The 26,742-nt window shown below is 47.5% G+C and carries 18 protein-coding genes; 16 read left to right on the forward strand and 2 right to left on the reverse strand.

Annotation, left to right across the window (positions count from 1 at the left end):
* Nucleotides 1-4: 4 nt before the first annotated feature.
* From purQ to NST38_RS03900, 11 genes are all read left to right on the forward strand, one after another.
* The gene (gene purQ, locus NST38_RS03850) at nucleotides 5-694 is read left to right on the forward strand and encodes a phosphoribosylformylglycinamidine synthase subunit PurQ (RefSeq protein ID WP_036606071.1); all 690 of its coding nucleotides are present in this window, start codon (nucleotides 5-7) and stop codon (nucleotides 692-694) included.
* A complete protein-coding gene (purL, locus tag NST38_RS03855; RefSeq protein ID WP_076253838.1) occupies nucleotides 672-2,915 on the forward strand; it encodes a phosphoribosylformylglycinamidine synthase subunit PurL in 2,244 nt (747 codons plus the stop codon). Before purQ ends, purL begins: the two co-directional genes overlap by 23 nt.
* A complete protein-coding gene (gene purF, locus NST38_RS03860; protein ID WP_036606069.1) occupies nucleotides 2,900-4,378 on the forward strand; it encodes an amidophosphoribosyltransferase in 1,479 nt (492 codons plus the stop codon). Before purL ends, purF begins: the two co-directional genes overlap by 16 nt.
* A gap of 592 nt (nucleotides 4,379-4,970) precedes the next feature.
* Nucleotides 4,971-6,011 carry a phosphoribosylformylglycinamidine cyclo-ligase gene (gene purM, locus NST38_RS03865; protein ID WP_076253836.1) on the forward strand — a complete coding sequence of 347 codons (1,041 nt, stop codon included), beginning with the start codon at nucleotides 4,971-4,973 and terminating at the stop codon, nucleotides 6,009-6,011.
* Nucleotides 6,011-6,628, forward strand: coding sequence for a phosphoribosylglycinamide formyltransferase (purN, locus tag NST38_RS03870; RefSeq protein ID WP_076253835.1), 618 nt, complete (start codon nucleotides 6,011-6,013; stop codon nucleotides 6,626-6,628). Before purM ends, purN begins: the two co-directional genes overlap by 1 nt.
* Before the next feature lie 332 nt (nucleotides 6,629-6,960).
* Nucleotides 6,961-8,508, forward strand: coding sequence for a bifunctional phosphoribosylaminoimidazolecarboxamide formyltransferase/IMP cyclohydrolase (gene purH / locus NST38_RS03875; RefSeq protein WP_076253834.1), 1,548 nt, complete (start codon nucleotides 6,961-6,963; stop codon nucleotides 8,506-8,508).
* Nucleotides 8,509-8,637: 129 nt separating this feature from the next.
* The gene (purD, locus tag NST38_RS03880; protein ID WP_076253833.1) at nucleotides 8,638-9,903 is read left to right on the forward strand and encodes a phosphoribosylamine--glycine ligase; all 1,266 of its coding nucleotides are present in this window, start codon (nucleotides 8,638-8,640) and stop codon (nucleotides 9,901-9,903) included.
* 719 nt (nucleotides 9,904-10,622) lie between these two features.
* Entirely contained in the window at nucleotides 10,623-11,960 is a 1,338-nt protein-coding gene (locus NST38_RS03885) for a hemolysin family protein (RefSeq protein ID WP_076253832.1), read from the forward strand.
* A 231-nt stretch (nucleotides 11,961-12,191) separates the two neighbouring features.
* Nucleotides 12,192-13,274 carry a hemolysin family protein gene (locus NST38_RS03890; protein WP_036606063.1) on the forward strand — a complete coding sequence of 361 codons (1,083 nt, stop codon included), beginning with the start codon at nucleotides 12,192-12,194 and terminating at the stop codon, nucleotides 13,272-13,274.
* A gap of 437 nt (nucleotides 13,275-13,711) precedes the next feature.
* Entirely contained in the window at nucleotides 13,712-14,662 is a 951-nt protein-coding gene (locus NST38_RS03895; protein ID WP_076253831.1) for a ring-cleaving dioxygenase, read from the forward strand.
* Nucleotides 14,663-14,676: 14 nt separating this feature from the next.
* Nucleotides 14,677-15,282: an alpha/beta hydrolase gene (locus tag NST38_RS03900; protein WP_076253856.1), complete on the forward strand. Its 606-nt coding sequence runs from the start codon at nucleotides 14,677-14,679 to the stop codon at nucleotides 15,280-15,282.
* 112 nt (nucleotides 15,283-15,394) lie between these two features.
* Here NST38_RS03900 and NST38_RS03905 read toward each other — a convergent pair whose 3' ends face one another.
* Nucleotides 15,395-16,078 carry a stalk domain-containing protein gene (locus NST38_RS03905; RefSeq protein ID WP_076253830.1) on the reverse strand — a complete coding sequence of 228 codons (684 nt, stop codon included), beginning with the start codon at nucleotides 16,076-16,078 and terminating at the stop codon, nucleotides 15,395-15,397.
* Nucleotides 16,079-16,324: 246 nt separating this feature from the next.
* Here NST38_RS03905 and NST38_RS03910 point away from each other — a divergent pair, with 246 nt between their 5' ends.
* The 4 genes from NST38_RS03910 (at nucleotide 16,325) to NST38_RS03925 (ending at nucleotide 22,059) form a co-directional block, all read left to right on the forward strand.
* Nucleotides 16,325-18,616, forward strand: a complete 2,292-nt coding sequence (locus NST38_RS03910) for a beta-glucosidase family protein (RefSeq protein ID WP_076253829.1) — start codon at nucleotides 16,325-16,327, stop codon at nucleotides 18,614-18,616.
* Nucleotides 18,617-18,981: 365 nt separating this feature from the next.
* Nucleotides 18,982-19,872: an alpha/beta fold hydrolase gene (locus NST38_RS03915; RefSeq protein ID WP_076253855.1), complete on the forward strand. Its 891-nt coding sequence runs from the start codon at nucleotides 18,982-18,984 to the stop codon at nucleotides 19,870-19,872.
* Nucleotides 19,873-20,164: 292 nt separating this feature from the next.
* On the forward strand, nucleotides 20,165-21,457 hold the full coding sequence (gene ilvA, locus NST38_RS03920) for a threonine ammonia-lyase IlvA (protein ID WP_076253828.1): 1,293 nt from the start codon (nucleotides 20,165-20,167) through the stop codon (nucleotides 21,455-21,457).
* Entirely contained in the window at nucleotides 21,457-22,059 is a 603-nt protein-coding gene (locus tag NST38_RS03925) for a GNAT family N-acetyltransferase (RefSeq protein WP_243391227.1), read from the forward strand. Before ilvA ends, NST38_RS03925 begins: the two co-directional genes overlap by 1 nt.
* A 150-nt stretch (nucleotides 22,060-22,209) precedes the next feature.
* Here NST38_RS03925 and NST38_RS03930 read toward each other — a convergent pair whose 3' ends face one another.
* On the reverse strand, nucleotides 22,210-23,178 hold the full coding sequence (locus NST38_RS03930) for a hypothetical protein (protein ID WP_083685014.1): 969 nt from the start codon (nucleotides 23,176-23,178) through the stop codon (nucleotides 22,210-22,212).
* Nucleotides 23,179-23,494: 316 nt separating this feature from the next.
* Between NST38_RS03930 and NST38_RS03935 the strand changes: the two genes are divergently transcribed.
* Nucleotides 23,495-26,638, forward strand: coding sequence for a copper amine oxidase N-terminal domain-containing protein (locus NST38_RS03935; protein WP_179087947.1), 3,144 nt, complete (start codon nucleotides 23,495-23,497; stop codon nucleotides 26,636-26,638).
* Nucleotides 26,639-26,742 lie beyond the last annotated feature (104 nt).

Consider the following 26,742-nt stretch of genomic DNA (forward strand, 5'->3'; position numbering starts at 1 on the left):
TCTCATGAAATTTGCAGTTCTTGTGTTCCCTGGCTCCAACTGCGACATCGACTGTTACAAGGCAGTGGAAGATGCCATTGGACAAGAGGTTGATTATGTATGGCACACGGCTACAGATCTTTCGGCTTATGATTGTATTTTAGTTCCGGGTGGTTTCTCTTATGGTGACTACTTGCGTTGCGGAGCGATTTCCCGCTTTGCACCGGTAATGAACGAGGTAGCGAAAGCTGCTGAACAAGGTAAATATATTTTGGGTATTTGCAACGGATTCCAGATCCTGACGGAAGCGGGATTGCTTCCAGGCGCATTGATCCGCAACACTTCCCTGAAATTCCGTTGTCACGATACGGTATTGAAAGTGGCGAACGCAGATACACCATTTACACGTGACTATGCACCCGGCGAGGAGATTATCATCCCGATTGCTCACGGTGAAGGCAACTATTATTGCGACGAGGAGACGCTCGCGAGTCTGCAAGCGAACAACCAGATCGTATTTACGTATGGTACCAACCCGAACGGTTCCTTGGGTGATATTGCAGGAGTATGTAACGAGGCTGGAAACGTGGTCGGCATGATGCCGCATCCAGAGCGTGCAGTGGATTCACTGTTTGGTTCGGAAGACGGCAAACGTATGTTTACATCTATTTTGAAAGCATGGAGGGATCGGCATGACGCAGCAGCTATCCGCTAAGGAACCAACAGCAGAACAGGTCGCAGAACATAAACTTTACGCACAAATGGGCGTATCTGACAGCGAGTATGAGCTGATCTGTGAGTTCATGGGGCGTAAGCCAAACTACACGGAAATTGGTGTGTTCAGTGTAATGTGGTCCGAGCATTGTGCTTATAAAAACTCCAAGCCATTGCTGCGCCGTTTCCCAACGACTGGACCACGTGTCCTGATGGGACCTGGTGAAGGTGCCGGTATCGTGGATATCGGTGATAATCAGGCCGTTGTATTCAAAATTGAAAGCCATAACCATCCTTCCGCGGTTGAGCCTTATCAAGGTGCGGCAACAGGTGTGGGCGGCATTATCCGTGATATTTTTTCCATGGGTGCAAGACCGATAGCCATACTGAATTCCCTTCGTTTCGGCAAATTGGAGAGCGATCGCGTTAAATATCTGTTCGAGCATGTCGTATCAGGTATTGCTGGATACGGTAACTGTATCGGTATTCCTACCGTTGGTGGCGAAGTGATGTTTGATGAGAGCTATGAAGGCAATCCGCTGGTTAACGCGATGTGTGTAGGTCTGATTGATCATGATAAGATTCAACGCGGTGTAGCTAAAGGTGTAGGTAACCCTGTGTATTATGTTGGGCCGCCAACAGGCCGGGATGGTATTCATGGAGCAACCTTTGCATCGGTTGAATTGACGGAAGAATCCGAGTCCCAACGGACAGCGGTTCAGGTCGGTGACCCGTTTATGGAGAAACTGGTGATGGAATCTTGTCTGGAATTGATCGACACGGGCATCGTGCTCGGAATTCAGGATATGGGTGCTGCGGGTCTGACATGTTCGAGTGCAGAGATGGCAAGTAAAGCGGGTAATGGTCTGGAATTGTATCTGGATCAGGTACCACAGCGTGAAGAAGGCATGACGCCTTACGAGATGATGTTGTCCGAGTCCCAAGAACGGATGTTGTTCGTTGTTGAGCCGAAGGATGAGGCGCAGGCGATGGAGATCTTTGAACGTTGGGGCGTAATCTGTGCCAAAGTTGGTAAAGTAACGGATGATGGTCGTCTGAAATTGATCCACCACGGCGAAGTGGTCGGAGATATGCCGGTAACGGCTTTGGTTGACGAATGTCCAGTGTATGACAAACCTTCTTCTGTACCTGCCTACTACGAGCAAAGTGCTTCCATCGACACGCTTCGTTATGACGAAGTGTCGGATCTCGGCGGAGCACTGAAACAAGTGCTGGCATCACCAACAGTAGCAAGTAAAAAATGGATTTATGATCAATACGACTATATGGTGCGTACAAGCACTGCCGTTCGTCCGGGTTCGGATGCAGCCGTAGTTACGATTCGTGGCACACGCAAAGGTCTCGCGATGACAACGGACTGTAATGGACGTTATGTGTACCTTGATCCTGAAGTTGGCGGACGGATTGCCGTAAGTGAAGCAGCGCGTAACATTGTATGTTCCGGTGCAGAGCCGCTGGCGATTACGGACAACTTGAACTTCGGTAACCCGGAGAAGCCGGATATTTTCTGGCAAATGGAGAAGGCGGTAGACGGTATGGCGGAAGCTTGTCGTGTGCTGGATACGCCGGTCATCGGTGGTAACGTAAGTCTATATAACGAAAATGCCAAAGGCTCCATCTATCCAACGCCAGTTGTCGGTATGGTAGGTCTCGTTCATGATACGGATCATATCACGACACAAGCATTCAAATCCGAAGGTGATGTTATCATCCTCCTCGGTGAAACAAAAGCTGAACTGGGTGGCAGCGAGTTGCAATACGCGGTTCATGGTCAGACGGAAGGTCGTCCACCAGAACTGAACTTGCAAACGGAAAAAGCGCTGCTCAGCACGGTGCTGGAAGCGATCCAATCCGGACTCGTTCGCTCTGCACATGACTTGTCTGAAGGTGGCTTGGCTGTAGCACTCGCAGAGTCTTGTATCAGCGGTAACGTAGGAGCACAGGTGAATGTGGAGACTGCACTGCGTGCAGATCACGCTCTGTTCAGTGAGAGCCAATCCCGTATCTTGTTGTCGGCTACGCCAGAGCAAGCGGGTAAACTTGAAGCATTTGTACGTGAGCGCGGTGTACCTGTAGCTGTGATTGGACGTGTAGAAGGAAGTAACCTGACGATTGAGTTGAACGGAACATCAGCCGTGAGCGAACCTGTAGGAGGTTTGGCTCAGGTCTGGGAGGATGCGATTCCATGTCTCATGAACTGACGACAGGACCGTTGTGGACAGGCGATTATTATAATGAAGGGTCCGGCAAGGAAGGACTCGACAAATTGAAAGAAGAATGCGGCGTGTTCGGGGTGTTCAGACACCCTGACGCAGCTTCGCTCTCCTATTATGGACTGCATGCGCTGCAACATCGGGGCGAAGAAAGTGCAGGCATGTGTGTGAGTGATGGCAGCCAGTTTAACTATCATCGCGGCATGGGTCTGGTGAAGGAAGTATTCACCAAAGACCTGATGCAGACGCTGACCGGGGATATTTCCATTGGACATGTCCGTTATTCAACGAGTGGTGACAGTAAATTGACGAACGCACAGCCTCTGGTATTCAAATACCGTGATGGCGATTTGGCGGTAGCGACCAACGGAAACATTGTGAATGCACCAACGATCCGGCGCGAGCTGGAGCAGAGCGGTTCCATTTTCCAAACAACGAGTGATACTGAAGTCATTGCGCATCTAATTGCACGATCCTCCAAAGGGCTTGTGGAAGCTGCAAAAGAGGCATTCCAGCGCATTGTGGGTGGTTATGCATTTCTGATCATGACCAACGACAAGTTGCTGGTTGCTTCCGATCCGCACGGACTTCGTCCGCTGACGATGGGTAAGCTGGGAGATGCGTATCTGTTTGCATCCGAGACGTGTGCACTCGAAACGATCGGCGCAGAGTTGATTCGTGATATCGAGCCGGGTGAATTGCTTGTGCTGGATGCAGATGGTCTGCACGAGGATCGCTTTGATCATCACAAACACCGCAAGGCGTTATGCGCGATGGAATATATTTATTTTGCTCGTCCGGATAGTGATATGAATGGTACGAACCAGCATGCGGCCCGTAAACGGATGGGAAGCCGGATGGCGATTGAGTCGTTTGTGGATGCGGACTTGGTTACGGGGGTACCAGATTCCAGCATCTCGGCAGCAATTGGATACGCTGAACAGACAGGTATTCCGTATGAGATGGGTATGATCAAGAACAAATACACCGGACGTACGTTTATCCAGCCAAGCCAGGAATTGCGGGAGCAGGGTGTGAAGATGAAGCTGAGCGCTGTGCGTCGCGTTGTGGAAGGCAAACGTGTGGTTATGATTGACGACTCCATCGTACGGGGAACAACTTCCCGACGGATCGTGAATATGCTGCGTGATGCAGGAGCTACCGAGGTTCATGTGCGCATTACATCACCACCTTTCAAAAACCCGTGTTTCTACGGTATTGATACGCCTGACAGCCGTGAATTAATTGCTTCACAGTTGTCGGTGGAAGAAATTTGCCGTGAAATTAATGCGGACTCCCTGGAGTTCCTCAGCCCCGATGGACTGATTGCATCGATTCAGGGAGATAATCAGGATGATCCGAAGGGCGGACTATGTCTCGCATGTTTTGATCATGATTACCCAACCCGCCTCGACTTTGGCGGCGAGGAAAAATTCGGCTGTAGCTGTTAGCCCTATAGCCCCGCTTTGCGGAGCAACAGGGGCCCAGGAAGCGGTGCGAAGCCAGCTGCCCCCGGGCCTAGCCCGAGCCCTTAAGCCCCGCCTTGCGGAGCAACAGGGGCTAGGCAGCCAGGCGAAGCAGCTGCCCCCGGGCCTAGCCCGAGCCCTTAAGCCCCGCCTTGCGGAGCAACAGGGGCCAGGGCAGCCAGGCGAAGCAGCTGCCCCCGGGCCTAGCCCGAGCCCTTAGCCCCGCCTTGCGGAGCAACAGGGGCCAGGCAGCCAGGCGAAGCAGCTGCCCCCGGGCGTAGCCCGCGCCCTTAAGCCCCGCTTTGCGGAGCAACAGGGGCCAGGCAGCCGAGCGAAGCAGCTGCCCAGCGGGCTTGCCCCGCAGCGCAGCTGAGCAGGGTTCGCCGACCGATGGCTTGCAGCCAACGGAATCGGCGAACAATCCCGCGAGATCACGCACGAATTAGCCATAGCAAGATCATACCAGCCACCTCTGCACCGCTTTTTTGGCGGGTGTCCAGAGGGCCTGCCAAGGTCCTATGGGGTCCTCCCGGGCGGGAGGATTTAGGTGGGGCGAAAAAAAAGGAGATGATTCCACTTGTCCGAAGCATATAAAAAGGCCGGCGTTGATATCGCGGCAGGTAATGAAGCGGTTGAACGGATGAAAAAACACGTGAAGCGTACCTTCCGTCCGGAAGTGATGACAGATCTGGGAGGCTTTGGCGCCCTGTTCGGTTTGAACAAAGATAAATACGATGAGCCAGTGCTTGTATCTGGTACGGATGGCGTAGGCACCAAGCTGAAAATTGCATTTGCCATGGACCGTCACGATACCATCGGAATCGACGCGGTAGCGATGTGTGTGAACGACATTGTGGTACAGGGTGCAGAACCACTCTTCTTCCTTGACTATCTGGCATGTGACAAAGTCATTCCTGAGAAAATTGAAGCTATTGTCGCGGGTATCGCTGAAGGGTGTCATCAATCTGGTTGTGCGTTGATCGGTGGCGAGACGGCGGAGATGCCGGGCATGTACAGTGAAGGCGAATACGATATTGCCGGATTCACGGTGGGGATCGTGGACAAAGCGAAGATCATCAATGGTACAACCATCGCCTCTGGCGACACAGTGATTGGACTTGCTTCCAGCGGTGTGCATAGTAACGGATTCTCGCTGGTACGCAGACTTTTGTTGGAAGATGCGGGACTTGATCTGCATGATGAAGTAGCGGAACTGGGTGGTAAGCTGGGAGATTCACTGCTGGAACCTACAAAGATCTATGTTAAACCCCTGTTGTCCTTGCTGGAAAAGGTAAAAGTAAAAGGTATGGCTCACATTACAGGTGGTGGTTTCATCGAGAATATCCCACGTATGTTGCCGAGCAACGTGAATGTGGATATTGACTACGGCTCTTGGCCGATCCTGCCAATCTTCAACCTGTTACAGGAAAAGGGTGCTGTCTCGAACCGTGACATGTTCACCACATTTAACATGGGTGTCGGGCTTGTACTGGTCGTTAATGAAGCAGATGCATCGGAAGCGCTGCAACAACTGAAAGCATCTGGTGAAGAAGCGTACATCATTGGCCGTGTTACTGAAGGAGATGCGCGAGTAACCTTCACGGGAGCGGATGTTTAATGGCGAACTACCGCATAGCTGTATTTGCCTCGGGTGAAGGGACTAACTTTCAGTCATTGGTCGATGCAGTACGGAATGGTGGGCTGAATGCATCCGTTGATCTGCTCGTGTGTGATAAACCATCTGCACGTGTTGTGCAGCGGGCACAGGACGCAGGCGTGGACTGTCATCTGTTTACTCCGAAAAATTATGCTTCCCGTGAAGCCTATGAGTCAGAGATCGTGGAAGTGCTTGAATCCAAAAAGATCGAATTGGTCGTTCTTGCCGGATATATGAGATTGCTGACTTCCGTTGTGGTGGATCGTTACGCAGGGCGGTTGATTAACATTCATCCGTCCTTGCTACCGGCATTTGCAGGTAAGGATGCGATTGGACAGGCATTGGAATACGGTGTGAAAGTTACGGGTGTGACCGTGCACTTTGTGGACGGAGGCATGGATACAGGGCCGATTATTGCCCAGCATCCGGTTCCAATTTTGCCAGAGGATACGCCTGAGTCAATCAGCCGTTCCATTCATGCGGCTGAACAGCAGTTATACCCTGAAGTTGTTTCCTGGTTCGCGCAAGGTCTGGTTCAGTTAGACGGACGTCACGTGACTGTTAACAAACCGGTTTGATATAAGTTGAATTTTTTTACACATTAACGGAGAGGACAGAAAAAACCTGAAAAAGCGAAGCTAAAAGCTTTCTGAAAGAAAGCTGCATCGGAAGCATACGCTTCGCCTTTATCACCGGATTTTCCCTTTAAGAAAAGGGAATCAAAAAATCTGGGGATAACAGCGATTGGAAGGTTGTTCTGTCATCGGAGTGTCCCGTGTAAACATCTTGGTTCAACTTCTATAACAGAAGTCGAATATTGGTACGCATTTTGTGATATTTCTCGGGAAATAAATCGGCTGTGTTTCGTCAGGAAACGCGAAGCCATGGGACATTAAAGGAGGAGCATATTGTGAGTATCAAAAGAGCGCTGGTTAGCGTATCGGATAAAACGGGCATCGTGGACTTTTGCCGCGAGCTGTCGCAAATGGGTGTGGAGATTATTTCGACAGGAGGTACAAGTAGCCTGTTGTCGAAGGAAGGCGTACCTGTCATCGGAATTTCGGATGTGACCGGATTCCCGGAAATCATGGACGGACGTGTCAAAACATTGCATCCGGCAGTTCATAGTGGGTTGTTGGCTGTGCGTGATAACGAAGAGCACACACGCCAGATGGAAGAACTCGGTCTCGGCTATATCGATCTGGTTGTCGTGAACCTGTATCCATTCCAAGAGACAATTGCGAAACCGGACGTAGCATACGAAGATGCCATCGAGAACATCGATATTGGCGGTCCAACGATGCTTCGCTCGGCAGCCAAAAACCATGCCTTTGTCAGTGTCGTTGTAGACGCATCTGATTACAGCCAAGTGCTGGAGGAAGTGCGCAACGATGGAGATACCACTCTCGAAACTCGCAAACGGCTTGCGGCAAAAGTGTTCCGTCATACGGCGGCTTACGATGCACTCATCTCCGACTACCTGTCCAACGTAAATGGCGATCCACTGCCAGAGCGTCTGACGGTTACTTACGAAAAACTCCAGGATTTGCGTTACGGCGAAAATCCACACCAGCAGGCTGCATTCTACCGCAAACCGCTGGCTGCACAAGATACGTTGACAACAGCCGAGCAATTGCACGGCAAAGAGTTGTCTTATAATAACATCAACGATGCGAACGCAGCATTGCAGATTGTTAAAGAATTTGAAGAACCAGCCGTTGTCGCAGTTAAACATATGAATCCATGCGGCGTGGGCATTGGCGCAAGTATCTATGAAGCTTACAGCAAGGCATATGCTGCAGATCCAACGTCTATCTTTGGTGGCATTGTGGCAGCGAACCGCATTATCGACAGCGACACAGCAGGCAAATTAAGCGAGATTTTCCTGGAGATCGTACTTGCTCCTGACTTTACGCAAGAAGCTCTCGATATCCTGACGAAGAAGAAAAACATTCGTTTGCTCAAAACGGGTGAACTGAATGCTGCTCGTAAACGGGAGAGCCAGTTCGTGGTAACGTCCATCGACGGTGGTATGATCGTGCAACAGTCCGATGTACACTCCATCGAAGCGAGCGAGCTGAACGTGGTAACCGATCGTGCGCCATCGGAAGAAGAACTGAAACAGCTATTGTTTGGCTGGAAAGTAGTTAAACACGTGAAATCCAACGCTATTGTGCTTGCTGCGAATGACATGACAGTGGGTGTGGGCGCTGGACAAATGAATCGTGTGGGTGCAGCCAAAATTGCGATTGAGCAAGCGGGCGAGCAAGCAAAAGGTGCTATTCTGGCATCTGATGCGTTCTTCCCAATGGGTGATACGCTGGAACTGGCTGCAAAAGCCGGAATTACAGCAGTGATCCAACCTGGTGGATCGATCAAAGATGAAGAATCCATCAAAGTAGCGAATGAATACGGAATTGCCATGGTCTTCACAGGAATTCGGCACTTCAAACACTAGAACGAAAAAGGTTTAATAAGGGGTGTCGCCTGTCATGCTAATGACTTATGGTACACCCCCTATTTTTTAGTTTTTTCAACACGCGATAGCGTAACAAATCCAGTTATGCACGGAGGGGGAACAGAACGAATGGATATTCTGGTAGTAGGCGGCGGTGGCCGAGAGCATGCAATCATCTGGGCACTGGCGAAGAGCCCAAAGGTAGACAAGATTCACTGTGCACCGGGAAATGCAGGCATTGCTCAGCTGGCTGAGTGTCATGCGATTGCGGTGAATGAATTCGATAAACTAACGGCTCTTGCTGTAGAGCTTAAAGTAGGTCTGGTGGTTATTGGTCCGGATGATCCGCTTGCGGATGGGATTGTGGATGCATTTGATTCGACAGGTATTCCGGTATTTGGACCCCGTCGTAATGCAGCAGAGATCGAAGGAAGTAAAACGTTCATGAAGGACCTGCTGCACAAATACAACATTCCAACCGCAGCTTATGAAAAATTCGACAACTACGAACAAGCTCAAGCATACCTGAATGAGCAAGCAATTCCGGTTGTCATCAAGGCAGATGGACTTGCAGCGGGCAAAGGTGTGACAGTAGCTTATTCCCGTGATGAGGCTGATCAGGCTCTGCGTAGCATCATGGTGGAGAAGGTATTTGGTGAAGCGGGAGCCAAAGTCATCATCGAGGAATTCCTCGCAGGGCAGGAAATGTCCATTCTGGCTTTTGTCGATGGGGAGACGGTTCGTCCGATGGCCGCAGCACAGGATCACAAACCTGTATTCGACAATGATCAGGGGCCAAACACAGGCGGGATGGGTACATACTCACCATTGCCACATATCCCAGCATCGATTATTGAAGAAGCCGTGGAGACGATCATCAAACCAACGGCTAAAGCGATGGTGTCCGAGGGACGCCCATTCCAGGGTGTATTGTTTGCCGGGCTGATGATTTCACCAGATGGTAAGCCCAAAACGATTGAGTTCAACGCACGTTTTGGTGATCCGGAAACACAGGTCGTATTGCCACGCCTAAAGAGTGACTTGTTCGATATCTTCTGGGCAACCGTCCATGGCAAGCTGGCTGATATTGAGATTGAATGGAGTGATGAAGCCGCAGTATGTGTGGTGCTTGCTTCAGGAGGTTATCCGGGTCCTTATGCCAAAGGTGTAGTCATTGAAGGACTGAACCAAGTAGATGACGCCGTGGTATTCCACGCAGGTACAGCGCGTAGTGAAGCGGGAGACTGGGTTACGAATGGTGGACGGATCCTGGGTGTAGTTGGCCTTGGTACGGATATTGCCGAAGCTAGAAACAAAGCTTATCAACAGGCGGAGCGTATCCATTTTGATGGTAAACATCAGCGAACGGATATTGCTGCCAAAGCACTCGTATAGAATGAATGTAAGAGCCCGTAAAGATGTATACCGGAAAGGTATTTGCATCTTGCGGGCTCTTTGCTACGTATATAGATGTATCTTGTGCATACGGCCGGACTTATTTTATACGGGAAAGAATATGGGGAAGATTCGAAACAGGATTAAATCAGGGAGATCACGCATGTTTAATGCCCTAAAGTAAAGGGTAGTATTTTTATAAATTGGACTATACTAAACATGTGAAGATTATCACATTATGAGGTAATATCAATCATATTATATAAAGTATGTAACATACATAGAGACTAATTTGTGAACATTATACTGTAAGCTTGTGGCAAACCATAACGTGCAACTGGATGGTTGAGCGGGAAACATGGTATACTTTTCGGAAACAGGAATGAGTACGAGGGGAGGTGGATATCTATTGGGTAGGCGATATTGTAAATTGTCCAAATGGCGAATCTAGGTGGAGTTAAGCGAGGAACAATTGACAGCATGAGGGGTAACCCGATTTGAATGAAGAAGTTTCTGCAAGTCATTGACTTCATCTTGAATTCCTGTTTTGTAATTTTACAAGGTCAAACGTAAGACTTATACAAAAGATATCATTGAAATCAATTTTATATAAGGCAGACGTCGTGTTGAAAGACTAACAGTTGATGAATGGTTAACACAGTTAACGTATCACGCTGTAACTATCTCTGGAGGTGAATCCCTGAGAACCGGGGAAATCATTGGACATAATTACCATATTGAATATCGTTTTACTTATTATCTTGATTGCATTGACTGCATTTTTCGTAGCATCGGAATTTGCTGTAGTCAAAATTCGTACATCAAGAGTGGATCAACTGGTCGCGGAGGGCAATAAAAAGGCCGTATTGGCTAAAAAAGTTGTCTCGGACCTGGATTATTATCTGTCAGCCTGTCAGCTCGGTATTACGGTCACTGCTCTGGGACTGGGAGCGCTCGGAAAACCGACGGTTGAGAGATTGTTATATCCGGTATTCAATTATTTAGATGTACCTGCTTCAATCTCGTCGATTGCTTCCTATGCGATCGCCTTTATCCTCGTCACGTTTTTGCACGTGGTTGTTGGTGAGATGGCACCGAAAACGTTAGCGATTCAATTTTCAGAAAAACTGACATTAATGCTCGCCCCATCGCTATACTGGTTTGGTAAAATCATGTATCCGTTCATCTGGGCGCTTAATGGAACATCACGTGTTCTTCTGCGCGGATTCGGTGTGAAGCCTGCCAAACATGATCAAGCCTACTCGGAGGATGAGATCAAAATCATCATGAACCAGAGTTACGAAGGTGACGAGAACAACAAGACCAAGCTTTCATATCTGGAAAATGTATTTGTGTTCGACGAACGTGATGCCAAAGACATCATGGTACCTCGTACAGAACTGGTGACATTAGATCAGGATATGACCTATGACGATATTATTCCTATATTGGATGAACATAACTACTCACGTTACCCTGTCATCGAGGATGGGGACAAGGACCGCATTATCGGCGTTGTGAATGTGAAAAAGATTTTGCCTGACATGGTAGCCGCAAGATCGTATCAACTAAGCGAGTTCGTTCGTGAGATCCCATTTGTTTCCGAAGTTACAAGTATCCAGGATGCGATGATTAAAATGCAACAGGAACGTGTACACATGGCCGTGGTCGTGGATGAATACGGCGGTACCTCGGGTATCATTACGATGGAGGATATTCTGGAGGAACTTGTCGGTGAGATTCGCGATGAATTCGATGCCGATGAGGTGGCCGATATTCAGGAGACCGGAGAGAATCAATATCTCATTAATGGTCGGGTACTTTTGGATGAAGTGGAGCGGCAGTTCGGACTTAGCTTTGAAGGTAATGAAGAGATGGATACCGTTGCTGGATGGATCCAGTACCAGAAGGGTGTAGGTGTGGAAAAAGGAGACACGGTAGAACACGGTGATTATGTCTGGACCGTTGTGGATACCGAAAACTATCACATCAAACAAGTTCTTCTGGAACGAGTGAGCGGCGCACAGGTTGAGGAAGCTACAAGCGATCTGGCGTGATCTTGTCCGGAAATCTTTTAAAAATTTAAATATTTTTGCGATAACGGAGAGGACAGAATAGACTGAAGAAGCGAAGCGTCCGCCTTTATCACCGGATTTTCCCCTTTTATATAAGGAATAAAAAAATCTGGTGATAACAGCGGTCGGAAGGTTATTTTGTCATCGGAGTGGTCTGTGCAACCTTAATATAAATTTTATTTGGAGGTGAATCCCTCAACCCGAGGGAAATCATTGGACGGAATAATAGCCTTGAATTTATTTTTAGTAGCCGTATTTATAGGTCTGACAGCCTTTTTCGTTGGAGCCGAATTTGCAATTCTTAAAGTACGGATGTCCCGAATCGATCAATTGATCTCTGAAGGGAACAAAAAGGCAGTATTGGCCAAAAAAGTGGCGCACAACCTGGATTATTATCTGTCGGCATGTCAATTGGGGATCACCATCACGGCGCTGGTATTGGGAGCCTTGGGTGAACCTACTGTTGAGAAAATGCTGCATCCGCTCTTTGAGCGAATGGAAGTACCAGCGGCATTGTCTACCGTGCTTTCCTATGGTATTGCTCTGGCGATCATTACGTTCCTGCACGTGGTTATTGGTGAATTGGCACCGAAAACCCTGGCGATTCAGTTTGCAGAGAGAATGACGCTGTTGCTGGCACCACCACTGTATTGGTTCGGTAAAATCATGAATCCATTCATCTACGCGCTAAATGGAGCTGCTCGTCTGTTGCTTGGCATATTTGGTGTAAAACCTGCCGGGCATGATACCGTTCACTCCGAAGAAGAGCTGAAGCTGATTATGGCACAGAGCTACGAGAGTGGCGAGATCAACCAGACAGAGCTGGACTATCTCAAAAACATTTTTGCTTTTGATGAGCGCCTGCTTCAGGAGATTATGATTCCACGAGATAAAATTGTTACTCTGAATAAGGAAATGCCGATTGATCAGATCATTGAGACGCTGAATCGACACGAATACACGAGATACCCTGTTATTGCGAATGGGGATCAGGCTCATTTTGTTGGCTTCATTAACACGAAAGAAATGCTGACGAGTGTAGCAGCAGGCAGAGACTTCAATATGGAGACATTTGTTCACAATACACCGAGTTTCTCCGAGCGTTCTCCAATCAAGGATGTACTGATCCAGATGCAGCAAAGCCGTGTACACATTGCAACCGTAAAAAACGAGGCAGGTGCTACGGTAGGTATGGTTACGATGGAGGATATCCTTGAAGAGATTGTCGGAGATATCAAGGATGAATACGAGCATAAAGATTTGGTGAATCCACCAAAAAGAATGAAACTGGTTTAAGAAGCATTAATACAAAAGTAATACAGGAATACGAAACAAGCTAATCAATCGTTATAACGCTAAGCAGGTTCCCGGAGCGATCGGGGCCTGCTTTTTGTATTAAATCTTAATTTTAAAATAAAAGCTTGCATATTGAGGTCCAATGGATTAATATAAATTTAAAGAATCTTAATTTAAAGATAAATAACGAAAAGCAATAAATAAAAGAAGCAAAATAAGTCGAACTAATAACTTACACGTAACGAAGAGGACAGAAAAAAACTGAAAAAGCGAAGCGTTCGCCTAAAAGCTTTCTGTAAGAAAGCTGCATCGAAAGCATAAGCTATCCCCGGATTTTCCCTTAGGAATAGAAATCAAAAAAATCTGGGGATAACAGCGATTGGAAGGTTATTCTGTCATCGTAGTGTCTGTGTAAATAAACCAAGGGAGTGGAGATTATGTTCAGAACTTCAGGAATTCATCATATTACAGCTTTTGTTGACGATGCGCAGAAAAACGTTGATTTTTATGCAGCTGTGTTGGCGCTCAGACTGGTGAAAAAAACAATAAACTTTGATGCACCGGACGTGTATCACTTGTATTACGGGAATGAGCAGGGTGCACCGGGCACAATCATTACCTTTTTCCCACAGCAGAATTCAAGAAGAGGTGTCATTGGGTCAGGTCAGACTGGAGTTACCGTATATGCGGTTCCTGTAGGAAGCCTGCCTTTCTGGAAAGAACGTCTTGCTTCCTTCGATATTCCATATGAAAATAAAACCAGATTTGGTGAGCAGTACATTCGTTTCTTCGACAAAGGCGGTCTGTTGCTTGAACTGGTTGAGCGTGAAGGCGGTCAGCCAAGCAACTGGAGTTTCAACGGTGTGACACCGGAGCATGCCATCAAAGGATTTGGCGGAGCCGTATTGTTCAGCCACGTTCCTGAGAAAACCATGGACGTCTTGGTGAGCAAACTGGGTCTGGAGCAAGTCGGTGAAGAGAACGGACTTCTTCGTCTTCAGGCAAGCGGCGATATTGGTCAGATCATCGATATTCAGTCCACAGGTATCCAACGCGGGATTGGTGGAGCCGGAACGGTTCACCATATTGCATGGCGTGCCAAAGATTACGTGGAACATGAACAAATTCAGCAGGATCTTGAACAATCCGGATATCATCCAACGCCAGTCATTGACCGTCAATACTTCAACGCTGTGTACTTCCGGGAGCCGGGTGGTATACTGTTCGAACTGGCCACGGATCCTCCGGGATTTGCACGGGATGAACCAGCAGAGAGCATGGGTGAGAAACTGATGTTGCCTGAGTGGTTTGAACCACAGCGTGAGCAGATTGAACAATTGTTGCCACGAATTGAAGTACGTGAATGGAAAGGAGAGTCCAAATCATGACCACAACCAATACAATGAAACATATCTATAAAGCAGGTGCTCAGCCGGATGCGCCAACAATCCTGTTGCTTCATGGCACAGGCGGAACCGAGAATGATCTGATCGGTCTGGCGGAGATGATCGCACCAGGAGCTGGCATACTTGGGGTGCGGGGTAATGTATCGGAGAACGGGATGCCCCGTTTCTTCCGCCGCCTGGCCGAAGGCATTTTTGATGAAGAAGATCTGATTGCTCGTACGGCAGAGCTGGGATCTTTTGTCGATGCAGCTGCGGTGGAATATGGTTTTGATCGGTCCAGCGTGTATGCACTGGGTTACTCTAACGGTGCCAACATTGCGGCAAGCTTGATCTTCCATCAAGCAGATGTATTCAAAGGTGCAATTCTGCATCACCCGATGGTACCGCTGCGCGGACTCGAACTGCCGGATCTGAAAGGTCTGCCTGTGTTCATTGGTGCGGGCGAGAACGATCCGATTGTACCCAAACGTGAAACGGAGGAACTTGCTTCGTTGCTGAGCGGTGCAGGTGCCGATGTAAACACGCATTGGGAGCGTCAGGGTCATCAGTTGACTCGTACTGAGGCAGAAGCTGCGGCAGCTTGGTTTAAGACTCAGGCGTAAATTGGGTGGATAGACATCCTCTATTCAAATGATAAATTATTTTAATGTCTCTATAAGAAAAAAACGTTACTCATTTGAGTAACGTTTTTTTTCTAGATTTGAAATTTTATTTCTAATTTAGATTACCAGTAACAAAAATAGAACTTTCAGAACCGGTTATGTTGAGAGTTTCAGCTTCGACAGTCAGCTTTTTAGCTGCTCCAATGTCGAATGAAGCAGTTTGAATTTTATCAGATGTACCAATAATAATCTCTTTAAGCAACACATCTCCATCTAAAATTCTAACACTAATATCTGTCTTTACATCAACTGGGAATACAGAAACTTCAAGTTTTTGATATTTTCCTTCGGTAGAAATATTGAAGCCTTTATCAGCACTATTAATTTCCTTTATAACAACTCCAGAGAGATAATCTTTCCCTTGTTGAACAGTGAATTGTTTATCCTTCGTAACATAGGAACTATATTCAGTTACAATTTTCTCAGATGTTATAGGTGTCCTATCTGATTTCTCACCAAGCATAAGAGTTTGGCTACTGCCGTTATAATATACCGCTACTCCAAGTGCTTCGCCTACTGAACGAACAGGTAGGTATGTCGTGCTGTTATATGTAATTGCAGCTAATTTCTTACCATTTTGATCTACTGGGCTCCATGCTTTACCTGAAATGTTGTAATTGATTCCCCAATTCAGATTGGCCGTGATTTTCTCCAAGATTGGTGCAGCTCCGGCGCCGATAGCCATACCTCCAAGAAGTGTAAAGCTAGATAACGCAATAATAAACTTTTTCTTCACAATTTCTTCCTCCTAAAGTAAATATATGATTTCATTGTAATTATATTACTTTAGACATGGTATGACAATGATTTTAATAGTCTTAAAGTATTAGTCGTCTGAGTTATCAGTAATATAGACCTATAATCGGAATGACTGGTGTTATGTAACCGTTACGAACCGGGTAAACATTTGAATGTGTGGTAGATAACCTTGTATGCTTAGTGATATAGCTATGTATCAACATCATGAACTGGAGGGGTTAATGTGGAACGTAACATCAAGGAACTGGTACAGCGGATGACACTGGAAGAAAAAGCGGGTATGTGCTCGGGCCTGGACTTTTGGCATCTGAAAGGGGTGGAGCGTCTTGGCATTCCATCCATCATGGTGACGGACGGACCTCATGGGCTTCGCAAGCAGGATGGGAGTGCGGATCATCTTGGGCTAACGTCGAGTGTGCCTGCAACCTGTTTCCCGTCTGCGGCAGGATTGGCTAGTTCATGGGACAAGGAGCTGGCGCGTCAGGTCGGGGTGGCTTTGGGAGAGGAATGTCAGGCCGAGGATGTAGCGGTATTACTTGGACCGGGTGTAAATATTAAACGTTCCCCATTGGGTGGACGTAATTTTGAATACTTTTCCGAAGATCCGTTGTTATCTACGCAGATGGCTACCGGTCATATTCAGGGTGTGCAGAGCCAGGGTGTGGGTACGTCTCTCAAACACTTTGCAGTTAATAATCAGGAAGAACGGCGTATGTCGATTGATGCGGTGGTGGATGAACGGACGCTGCGTGAGATTTATCTGGCGAGCTTTGAAGGTGCGGTGAAGGATGGACAGCCGTGGACGGTGATGTGTTCCTACAACAAGGTGAACGGTACGTATGCAGGTGAGAATGAATGGTTGCTTACGGATATCCTGAAAGACGAATGGGGTCACGAAGGTCTTGTGGTATCAGACTGGGGTGCGGTCAATGAACGTGCAGACGCCCTTGCAGCAGGACTGGAACTGGAGATGCCAACAAGCGGTGGAATCGGTGAGCGAAAAGTGATCGATGCCGTAGAGAGCGGACAACTGCCGCTGGACAAGCTGGATCGGGCAGTGGAGCGTCTACTTAAGCTGATCTTCAATGCCATTGATCAAAAGCAAGAAGGGGCTACATATAACAAGGATGAGCATCACCAACTTGCGCGCAAGGTAGCAGCCGAGAGTATGGTTTTGTTGAAAAATGAAGAAGGTCTCTTGCCGCTGGGCCGTGAAGGCGAAGTGGCGTTAATCGGAGCATTTGCGCGTAAACCCCGCTTCCAGGGCGGCGGCAGTTCCCACATTAATCCGACCAAAGTGGATGATATTGTGGAAGAAATGACACAGGTGGCTGGCGAAGGTGTAACCTTCTCCTATGCTCCGGGTTATCGGATTGAAGCGGATGATGTGGATGAAACGTTAATGCATGAGGCTGTTCGGGCCGCACAGTCAGCGGATACCGCCGTGGTGTTCGTTGGATTGCCGGATCGTTATGAATCCGAAGGGTATGATCGTGCCCATCTGCGTCTACCTGACAATCATATTCGGTTAATCGAAGAGATTGCTAAGGTTCAATCACGTGTCGTCGTTGTACTGAGCAACGGATCTCCAGTGGAGATGCCTTGGCTACCTCAAGTACAAGCCGTGCTCGAAGCTTATCTTGGTGGACAGGCCGTTGGTGGAGCGATAGCTGATCTGTTGTATGGAGAGGTAAATCCATCCGGTAAACTGGCGGAGACGTTCCCTGCCAAGCTCAGCCACAATCCATCTTATTTGAATTTCCCTGGTGAAGGGGATCGTGTCGATTACCGGGAGGGTATCTTTGTTGGTTATCGCTATTATGATAAAAAAGAGCTGGAGCCACTGTTCCCGTTTGGCTATGGACTGAGTTACACGACATTTGAATATGCTGATCTGAAGGTAGATCGCACAGAACTGACGGATCAGGATGAAGTGAATGTGCATGTTCGGGTTACCAATACCGGAGACCGAGCAGGCAAGGAAATTGTGCAGCTGTATGTCAGCGACGTAGAGAGCACGGTTATTCGTCCGGTCAAAGAACTGAAAGCTTTTGCCAAAGTGACTCTGGAACCTGGAGAATCCGAAGTGGTGAGCTTTGCACTAAACAAACGTTCATTCGCCTATTACAACGTGGATATGAAGGACTGGCATGTGGAGACCGGAGAGTTCGAGATTCAGGTAGGCAGTTCCTCACGGGACATTCATGTGCACACACGTGTGAACGTAGAGTCTACAGCGACATTCCTTCCAACCTATACGCGTAATAGTACATTGGGTGATATCCAGCGTGATCCGGCCCATAAACAGCTACTGGACCAGGCTTTGCAACAATTCCAGGAAGCCAGTGGGTTCGGCGGTGATGATGCCGGGGATCATGCAGATATGATGGATGCGATGATGAAATATATGCCGCTGCGAGCACTAGTTGCGTTTAGCGGTGGGGCCATGACGGAAGAAGCGATGAATGAACTTCTGGAGCAGCTGAACAACAAGGATCATGGTATTAGGGGATAAGGGGCTGTGCTCTTAAACCGAGTATTCGTCCATCCTTGGATTAAGCGATTACGATTATGCGATACGTGCAGGAACTGCGCACGAAGCCATAAGAATGTGCATGAGGGCCAGCCGCATAGTGGCTAGGACAGTTACCCGATCCGATCATGGATCGGGTTTTCTTTTTGCATAAGGAAAAAGGAGGGTTAACGGGACGGTGGGAGGGAGGATGACTCTAGCAACGTGACAGAGGTGACAGGACTGCTCTAACTTGCTGAAGCAACATGGTTGTCGTAAAGGATGGATTAATCTATAATGAAGTAATTGATAATCATTTTCAATTAGATTCGGTGATAGATGATTATGCACGTAATCAGGAGGGGAATATGAATCCTAACCCTAGCTTACATACATTCGGTTCAAGTGCGTTTGTTCAGACCCGCGATGGTCGCAAACTACATTATATGTCCAGGGGAACAGGAGAACTGACGGTTGTATTTGAGTCCGGTATGGGCGCCTCCAGATCAAACTGGGGACTGGTTGCACCAGCCATTGCTGAGCATGCACGTGCAGTTGTGTATGACAGGGCAGGGGCGGGACGAAGTGATGTCGACTCGGCTCCCCGCAGCCTTGAACGCATTGCAGGGGATCTTGGAGAACTGCTGACAGCTCTGGGCCCGGGCCCATTCATTCTGGTTGGACATAGCTGGGGCGGTCCGATTGTACGGGCTGCGGCAGCTGCACATCTATCTCGATTACGTGGCATTATTCTGGTAGATCCATCAGACGAGCATTGCGAAATGTATTTTTCCAAGCTTACTAGAAAGAGCTTTGCCATCAATGGACTCATTATTCCAATCATGGCGCGGACTGGCTTATATAAGATACTTGGCAGCAAAGCTGGAAGTGTTCAGCCTGACGATGTGGCAGCGGATCACCTCAAGGAGGATTTCACTGTACGGGCAGCCAGCACGATGCTTGCAGAAGGCAAAACATTTCTGGATGACATGGCAGGGCTCCTGGAACATCCTCCGGCTCTGGGTAATATGGAAGTTAGCGTGATCTCGGGTACGAACCCGGGCAAGGGAGAGGGGAAAATCAGACCTGCCCTCATCACGGCGCATCGCCAGACGGTGAGCCAGCTATCCAATGCGAGATGGATTGGGGCCGATCAATCGGGACATATGGTTATGTATACAGACCCTCAGGTCATTATTGATGAGATTTTACGAATGATAAATGATGAGAGCTCAGGCGCAAGAACAGAACAAAAGTGATACAATACAAAGAAAAGCAGTGCGCGACATTGCTAGATAAGTTGAATTAATGATTTACACGATAACGGAGAGGACAGAAAGAACCTGAAAAAGCGAAGCGTTCGCCTAAAAGCTTTCTGAAAGAAAGCTGCATCGGAAGCATACGCTATCACCGGATTTTTCCCTTGAGAAAAGGGAATCGAAAAAATCTGGGGATAACAGCGATTGGAGGGTTATTCTGTCATTGTAGTGTCAGTGTAAATAAACTTTAGTTCAACTTATATAGACCATAAAAGCGGAGTGTGGAGACAACATGAAACCAGTTGAACAAGAACCAACGGGAACCACAAGTCCCGGTCGTGCCAGTGTTGGCATGGAAGATATCGTACGCGCACATCATGTGTTGCGTGAGGTCATTGTAAGAACGCCGTTACAGCGGGATGCTGTATTGTCGGCCAAATATAACTGTAATGTGTATCTGAAAAGGGAAGACCTTCAAGTGGTGCGTTCGTTCAAAATTCGGGGCGCCTATAATATGATTCGCAGTCTGACACCAGCCGAGATGGAGAAGGGTATTGTCTGTGCAAGTGCGGGCAACCATGCTCAGGGTGTTGCTTTTAGCTGTAATGCCCTTGGAATTAACGGCAAAATCTTCATGCCGAGTACAACGCCGAACCAGAAGGTGAAGCAGGTGCGTCGCTTTGGTGGAAACAACGTTGAAGTGGTGCTGATCGGGGATACGTATGACGATGCATACGCAGAAGCAATGCGTGCATGTGACGAACAGGGCATGACGTTCATCCATCCTTTTGATCAACCGAAGATTATTGCAGGTAATGGTACGGTAGCGATGGAAATCATGGAAAGTCTCGATGAGAATGCCGACTATGTATTCGTGACGATTGGTGGCGGAGGGCTGGCAGCCGGCGTGGGAACCTACATGAAGACCGTGAGTCCAGAGACACGCATCATTGGAGTTGAGCCACTTGGGGCAGCTTCCATGAGTGAGGCGATGTTCCGCAAACAGGTTGTGACGTTGGATGATATTGATAAATTCGTGGATGGCGCAGCGGTGAAACGTGTTGGCGATCTCACCTTTGATATCTGCAATAGTATACTTGATGACATTGTGAAAGTGTCGGAAGGCAAAGCCTGCACAACTATTCTGGAACTATATAATGAAAATGCGATCGTTGTCGAGCCTGCCGGTTCCTTGGCTGTTGCGGCGCTTGAGCAATATCGTGAGCAAATCGTGGGCAAGACGGTGGTCTGTGTTATTAGTGGCGGGAACAACGATATCGACCGGATGCAGGAGATCAAGGAACGTTCCCTGATCTATGAAGGTCTGAAGTATTATTTCATGGTGAATTTCCCGCAGCGTGCAGGAGCTTTACGTGAATTCCTGGAGGAAGTTCTAGGGAAAAATGATGATATCACCCGGTTTGAATATACGAAAAAGCATGATAAGGAAAATGGCCCTGCCTTGGTGGGCATCGAGCTGATGTACAAGGAAGATTACCACCCGCTAATTGAACGCATGAACCGCAAAGGTATCGCCTATACCGAACTGAACAAAAATCTAAATCTGTTCAACATGTTAATCTGATGAAACATTTCAGTATGCCGTCAGATCACCACGAAACATCTCCTCTGATCAGACCTGCACGCATAGAAGATGCTGATCAGGTTGTTCCTTTGCTGTATCAGGCGATAGGAGACATTGCATACGCGCTTGCGGGTGAGGCGGATCATGAGAAGGCGATGCAGATTTTGCAGGAGTTCTATGTACAGGAAAACAACCGGATTAGCTATCGTCATGTGACAGTGATGGAGCAGGATGGGCTGATCGCGGGGATTCTGGTGGCCTATGATGGCGGAGAAGCAGATCGTCTGGACCAGCTGATTCTGGATCGACCTGGACGAAGCCGGGATGAGAAGTATGCATTGGTCAAAGAGACCCGTCCGGGGGAGTATTATCTGGATACTCTCTCGGTAAGTGAAGCATATCAGGGGCAGGGTATCGGCCGGGCACTGATGGCTGCTTTTGAGCAGCAGGGCAGAGATCTGGGTCACTCGCAGGTATCCCTGATTGTAGAACGGGACAACGGCCGTGCGCTAATGCTGTACGAACGGCAGGGATATGTCAAAGACGATGTAATTGTCATCGCAGGACATGAGTATAATCATATGGTCAAACCGATTCAATAGTGCAGTGAGCTGACGGGTTGAGTCAGTTCTGATGATAGAAGCATGAAGAAAACCGCCACAGGAGCGAATCCTGTGGCGGTTTTTGTTGTGGTTATCTGTTGGGATTTAGCCTGAATTTGAACCGGGTGTTAACCGTGGGAGCAGATTAATTCAATAATTCGCGTAGTCGCTGACCGGCACATTCTGCTCTAGCCATTTCTCGACAGCAGCGGTTTTCTCGAATTTGGCTTCGGTTACGATGTCCATGAACTTTTCGAGTTTGGCCAGGAAGGCACTGTCTTCGGATGAGTTACGTTGTAAGACAGCTTTGTAACCTTTCTGGGCATTGGCTGTCATTTTGTTCGTTTCATAGTCAAATAAAGGCGTATTATTCAGGCCATAAAAGGTATACAAGGTATAGTTATTCATCAGGTTCTTCACCTGTTGTACCCGATTGGACTTCGGATATTCGTTCAGGAATCGTTCCTGATTCAAAGCGCGATTGAGAATCTCCTGATAGCCAATGACCAGTGCACCATCATCGGCGGCAAGGTTGCTGGTTTCAACTGCCATAATATTAATGTATTGTTTGATGTCTGGTTTCACGTACGAGATATATTTCTGAAAAGCCATATAATTCATGATCGGATAGAGGGAACCTTCCAGCATAACCAGGCGATAACCGCTATCCCGTGCCTGCTGGAGCAGCGCACGCAGACTGGTGTCGTTGGTGCGGCTCATCAGTTGGGTGAAGCTATCATTCCACTTGTAGGCTTTGATCATCTTGTCTTGAACATTAGGCACCAGTAGACGGTCCGTCATGGCTGTTAACGCCTTGTTGCGGGCATTCTCCAGTTGTAAGACCATCAGAGTTGCATGATAAGTGGTGACTTGATTGATATGAGATTCGAGATAAGTATCCGCGGCAGGCAAGCCGTTCTTTTTGTAGAGCATGGACTGAAATGTTTTATATATCGTTGTTGAACCGGCAGTTGTGACTTTGGTATCTGTACTGGAAGAAGCGGCAGCAGGGACTCCGGATAATGGAGCGACAGCCATTTGGAGCAGCATGAGGATGGCGGTGGCTGTAATGAAGGTGCGCATGCCTTTACGTTTGGCAGATTGGAACGATGATGTCATAGATATGAACCTCCCGTAGTTGAGAAAATGATAGGTGTTGTTCACTAGTCACTATACATTAACCCAATTGGTGCAGGATGTGGTTGCGGAATGGTGACAAATTCTTCTGTTATTTTTAACTTTTGGAGGGTGGAAGATAGAGGAAGATTTCTGAGAAAATAATTTTTGTACAACTGGAAACTTTTGAGCCGATCGGAACGTCTTAGTTGTGCATAGGTAAATACAGGAATTCATGAAAAGAACAGCGAATCTATTTCGATGTTAACTAAATGCGAGAATGGGGATATGGGATATGAGGAAAGCGGGAGGAAAACAAGTGAAGAAGGTAATGTCAGCGCTGGCTGTATCAGCCATGCTGATGTCCGCACTTCCAACGTCGGTTATGGATGCAGCCGCGAGGATCAGTATATATATTAATGATGCAGAGTTATCATCTGCTCAGGCACCTGTCATGAAAGGTGGACGCGTACTGGTTCCGCTGCGGTCGATTTTTGAAGGATTGGATGCGAAGGTACAGTACACGAACAGAACCAAAACGATTGTTGCAACGCGCGACGATCAGGAAGTTACTTTGACACTTGGTTCCAAAACGGCATACATCAACGGGGAAGCGATATCGCTGGATGTACCTGCGAACACGATTAAGGGCAACACGATGGTTCCAATTCGTTTTGTCAGTGAAGCTTTTGGAGAAAAAGTATTCTGGAACTCACGCAATCAGCGTGTAGATATCAAGACAACAGCAACACCTCCAGTAGATGAGACTCAATATGCTGCATGGAACATCTATGGTTCGGTATCCGGAAGTAACGGAGATGGTCGTGACTTGACCGTGAGCTTCACACGTCCAACTTCAGAGAAGGCGGTATCTGCTTACCGGATTATGCTGGTGAAAACTCGCGATGTGAATAGCTTTACGGAGTCCTCAGCAACTGCCGTACCTTCTGCGAACTATACATCTGTTACACCAAATGGCAGCAACCCGAAACTGACACTTAATGCACAGACGCGTGACGTAAACGGGGATCTGCTTAACAGCAATGAAACGTATCGCCTGTATGTACTGACTGTTGGTAACAGCAGCAATAATTATAAAAATGCATTGAACTGGTCTTCCCAAGCCTTGAAGCTCAATAATGTGAAATCCACGGTACAGGCAGTTACAAGTCTGCGTGCCGCAGATATTAGTGACTATGGCGATGGCCGCGATCTGGAGATTAACTTCACGCAGCCGAGCACGACATCGAACATTACGTATTATCGCGCTTTTGTTGTTAAAGCGAAGGACTCTTCTGCGTTCAATCTGGCTGCAGCGAACAAAGTGTCCAGTGCAAACTCGACGATCATATACAAAGGAAACAGTACCGCAGTGAAAAGCCAGCTGACTTCTTCGACACGGGATACGTCCGGCGAATTAATCAAAAGCGGCACAGCGTATGTGGTCTACATCTTGTCGGTAAGCACTAATACAACAACAGACAGCAAGCTGTCCGCAGCATCATCTTCACTTACGCTGTCCGTGAACACAGCAACATCTCCGGTAATTACGCAGGTGAGAGATAACTCGGATTATGGAGATGGTCGTGATATTCAGGTGAGCTTTAATCGTTCATCGGATGAGTCCAAGGTGGCGAATTATCGCGTCTTTGTGGTACGCAACTCGGTTGCCAGCAACTTCAATCTGACGACGGCAAGTAATCTGTCCTCCAGTCTGTACTATACGGTGAATAAAACAGGCAACAACATTACAACGACTTTGCCTTCATCCATGAAGGACACAAGTGGTTATAACGTAACGAATCTGCAAGATTATCGCATCTTTGTGATGGCGGTGGGCAACCAGCAAAATGGATACACCAATGCGCTGTCAGCTTCCTCCACAGCTCTGAGACTGACAACGACCGGTAACGCGGGAGTTATTAGCAACCTGTCTGTTGCGGATATTAGTGACTACGGTGATGGGCGTGATCTGCGGGTTTCTTTCAACAAAGCTGCGGATGAATCCAGAATCTCTGCCTACCGAGTATATGTAGTTCGTTCCGCTAATGTGGGCAGCTTCACACTAAGCGCAGCTAATGCGTCAAACAACTATACGCAGGTGAACAAAACGGGTGGTAACCTGTCCGTTACGCTTCCAAACTATGCGGTAGATACCAATGGTTATACCATTAGCAATAATGTTGCTTATCGGGTATTCGTTCTGTCGGTGAACAACAACGGAAACTCCAGTCAAAATGCTTTGTCTGGTTACTCTTCCCAGATTACATTGTCGGCAAACGCGGCTGTAACAGCTCCGAGCAATGTGGTTGCAACTGATATTGGGGATACTGGAGATGGACGTGATCTGCGTGTGACGTTCACTAAATCCGCAGATGAGACAAATGTGAATCATTATCGGGTGTTTGTAGTGAAAAATGCAAATGCAGGCAGCTTCAATCTGAACGTAGCCAATACAGTGAATAGCTCGAATTATACGTATGTAAGTAGAACTGGAAGCAACCAGACGATTACTTTGTCTAATGGTTCGAGATCAGTGGATGGTGACTTGATCCGTAATGATGTAGGCTATCGAGTGTACGTGATGGCTGTTAATAATAACACGTCTTTAGTGAATGCAATATCGTCAGCCTCTGGTATAGTGACACTGACTTCAAATTCCGCTGTAGCAGTGGCGAGTAATGTGAATGCAACCGTTAAAGATCAAGGACAGTCTGGAACGCCTTCGGATGTAACAATAACCTTCAATAAGGCAACTAACGAGACCAATATCTCCAATTATCGTATCCTGATTGTGCCTGCTAACCAAGTGAGTGGATTCAATACAAGTTCTGCTCTTGGAATTAATTCTTTTATTGAAATTAACAAAAACAATGCAGGCAGTCCGGTAGTGCTAAACGGTGGACATCGAGATATTAATGGTAGTGTCCTTGTAGCTGGACAGAAATACAGAGTGTTTGTCTTGTCCGTTTCGGACAGTACATCACGTGCTTCCAATCTGTCCCTTGCTTCCAATGAGTTTAATATCTTTACACAAGCAAATGTGGTTCAAACTGCTACTATTACAGGCCTTCAAAATACAAGTACTGTAACCGAAGCGAGTTATAAGCTTACCTTTACTAAACCAACTGCTGAAACGGGGATTTCTGCATACCGAATCTTTATTGTTAAAGGAACAGATAATTTGGATATTACTACAGCAAGCTCTAACACTAGCTACCCAATTGGAAATCCTGCAGCGGTTGAAGTTACTTTAACGAAATCAGCTATAGATTCAACTGGAGCCAATCTGGTGGAAGGAGGCGAGTATAAGGTGTATATTCTTTCAGTTGCTGCAAATACAACAACGAATAAACATACACTTTCAGGCCCATCGGATACATTCAAGCTTGAAAAAGCTCAGCCTACGCCTACACAGGAGCAGACGTCTATTACCAATCCACCAGCCTCAAGTGAGGGGTAAACACCTCCACAGGGCTGAATGTAAAAATTTACACTGAAACAAACTCGAACACCCTTTCCATCCGGAAAGGGTGTTTTCATTATGTATGAACGACAATCGTCTGG

It is taken from the genome of Paenibacillus sp. FSL H8-0104, assembly GCF_038050215.1.
Lineage (GTDB): Bacteria > Bacillota > Bacilli > Paenibacillales > Paenibacillaceae > Paenibacillus > Paenibacillus amylolyticus.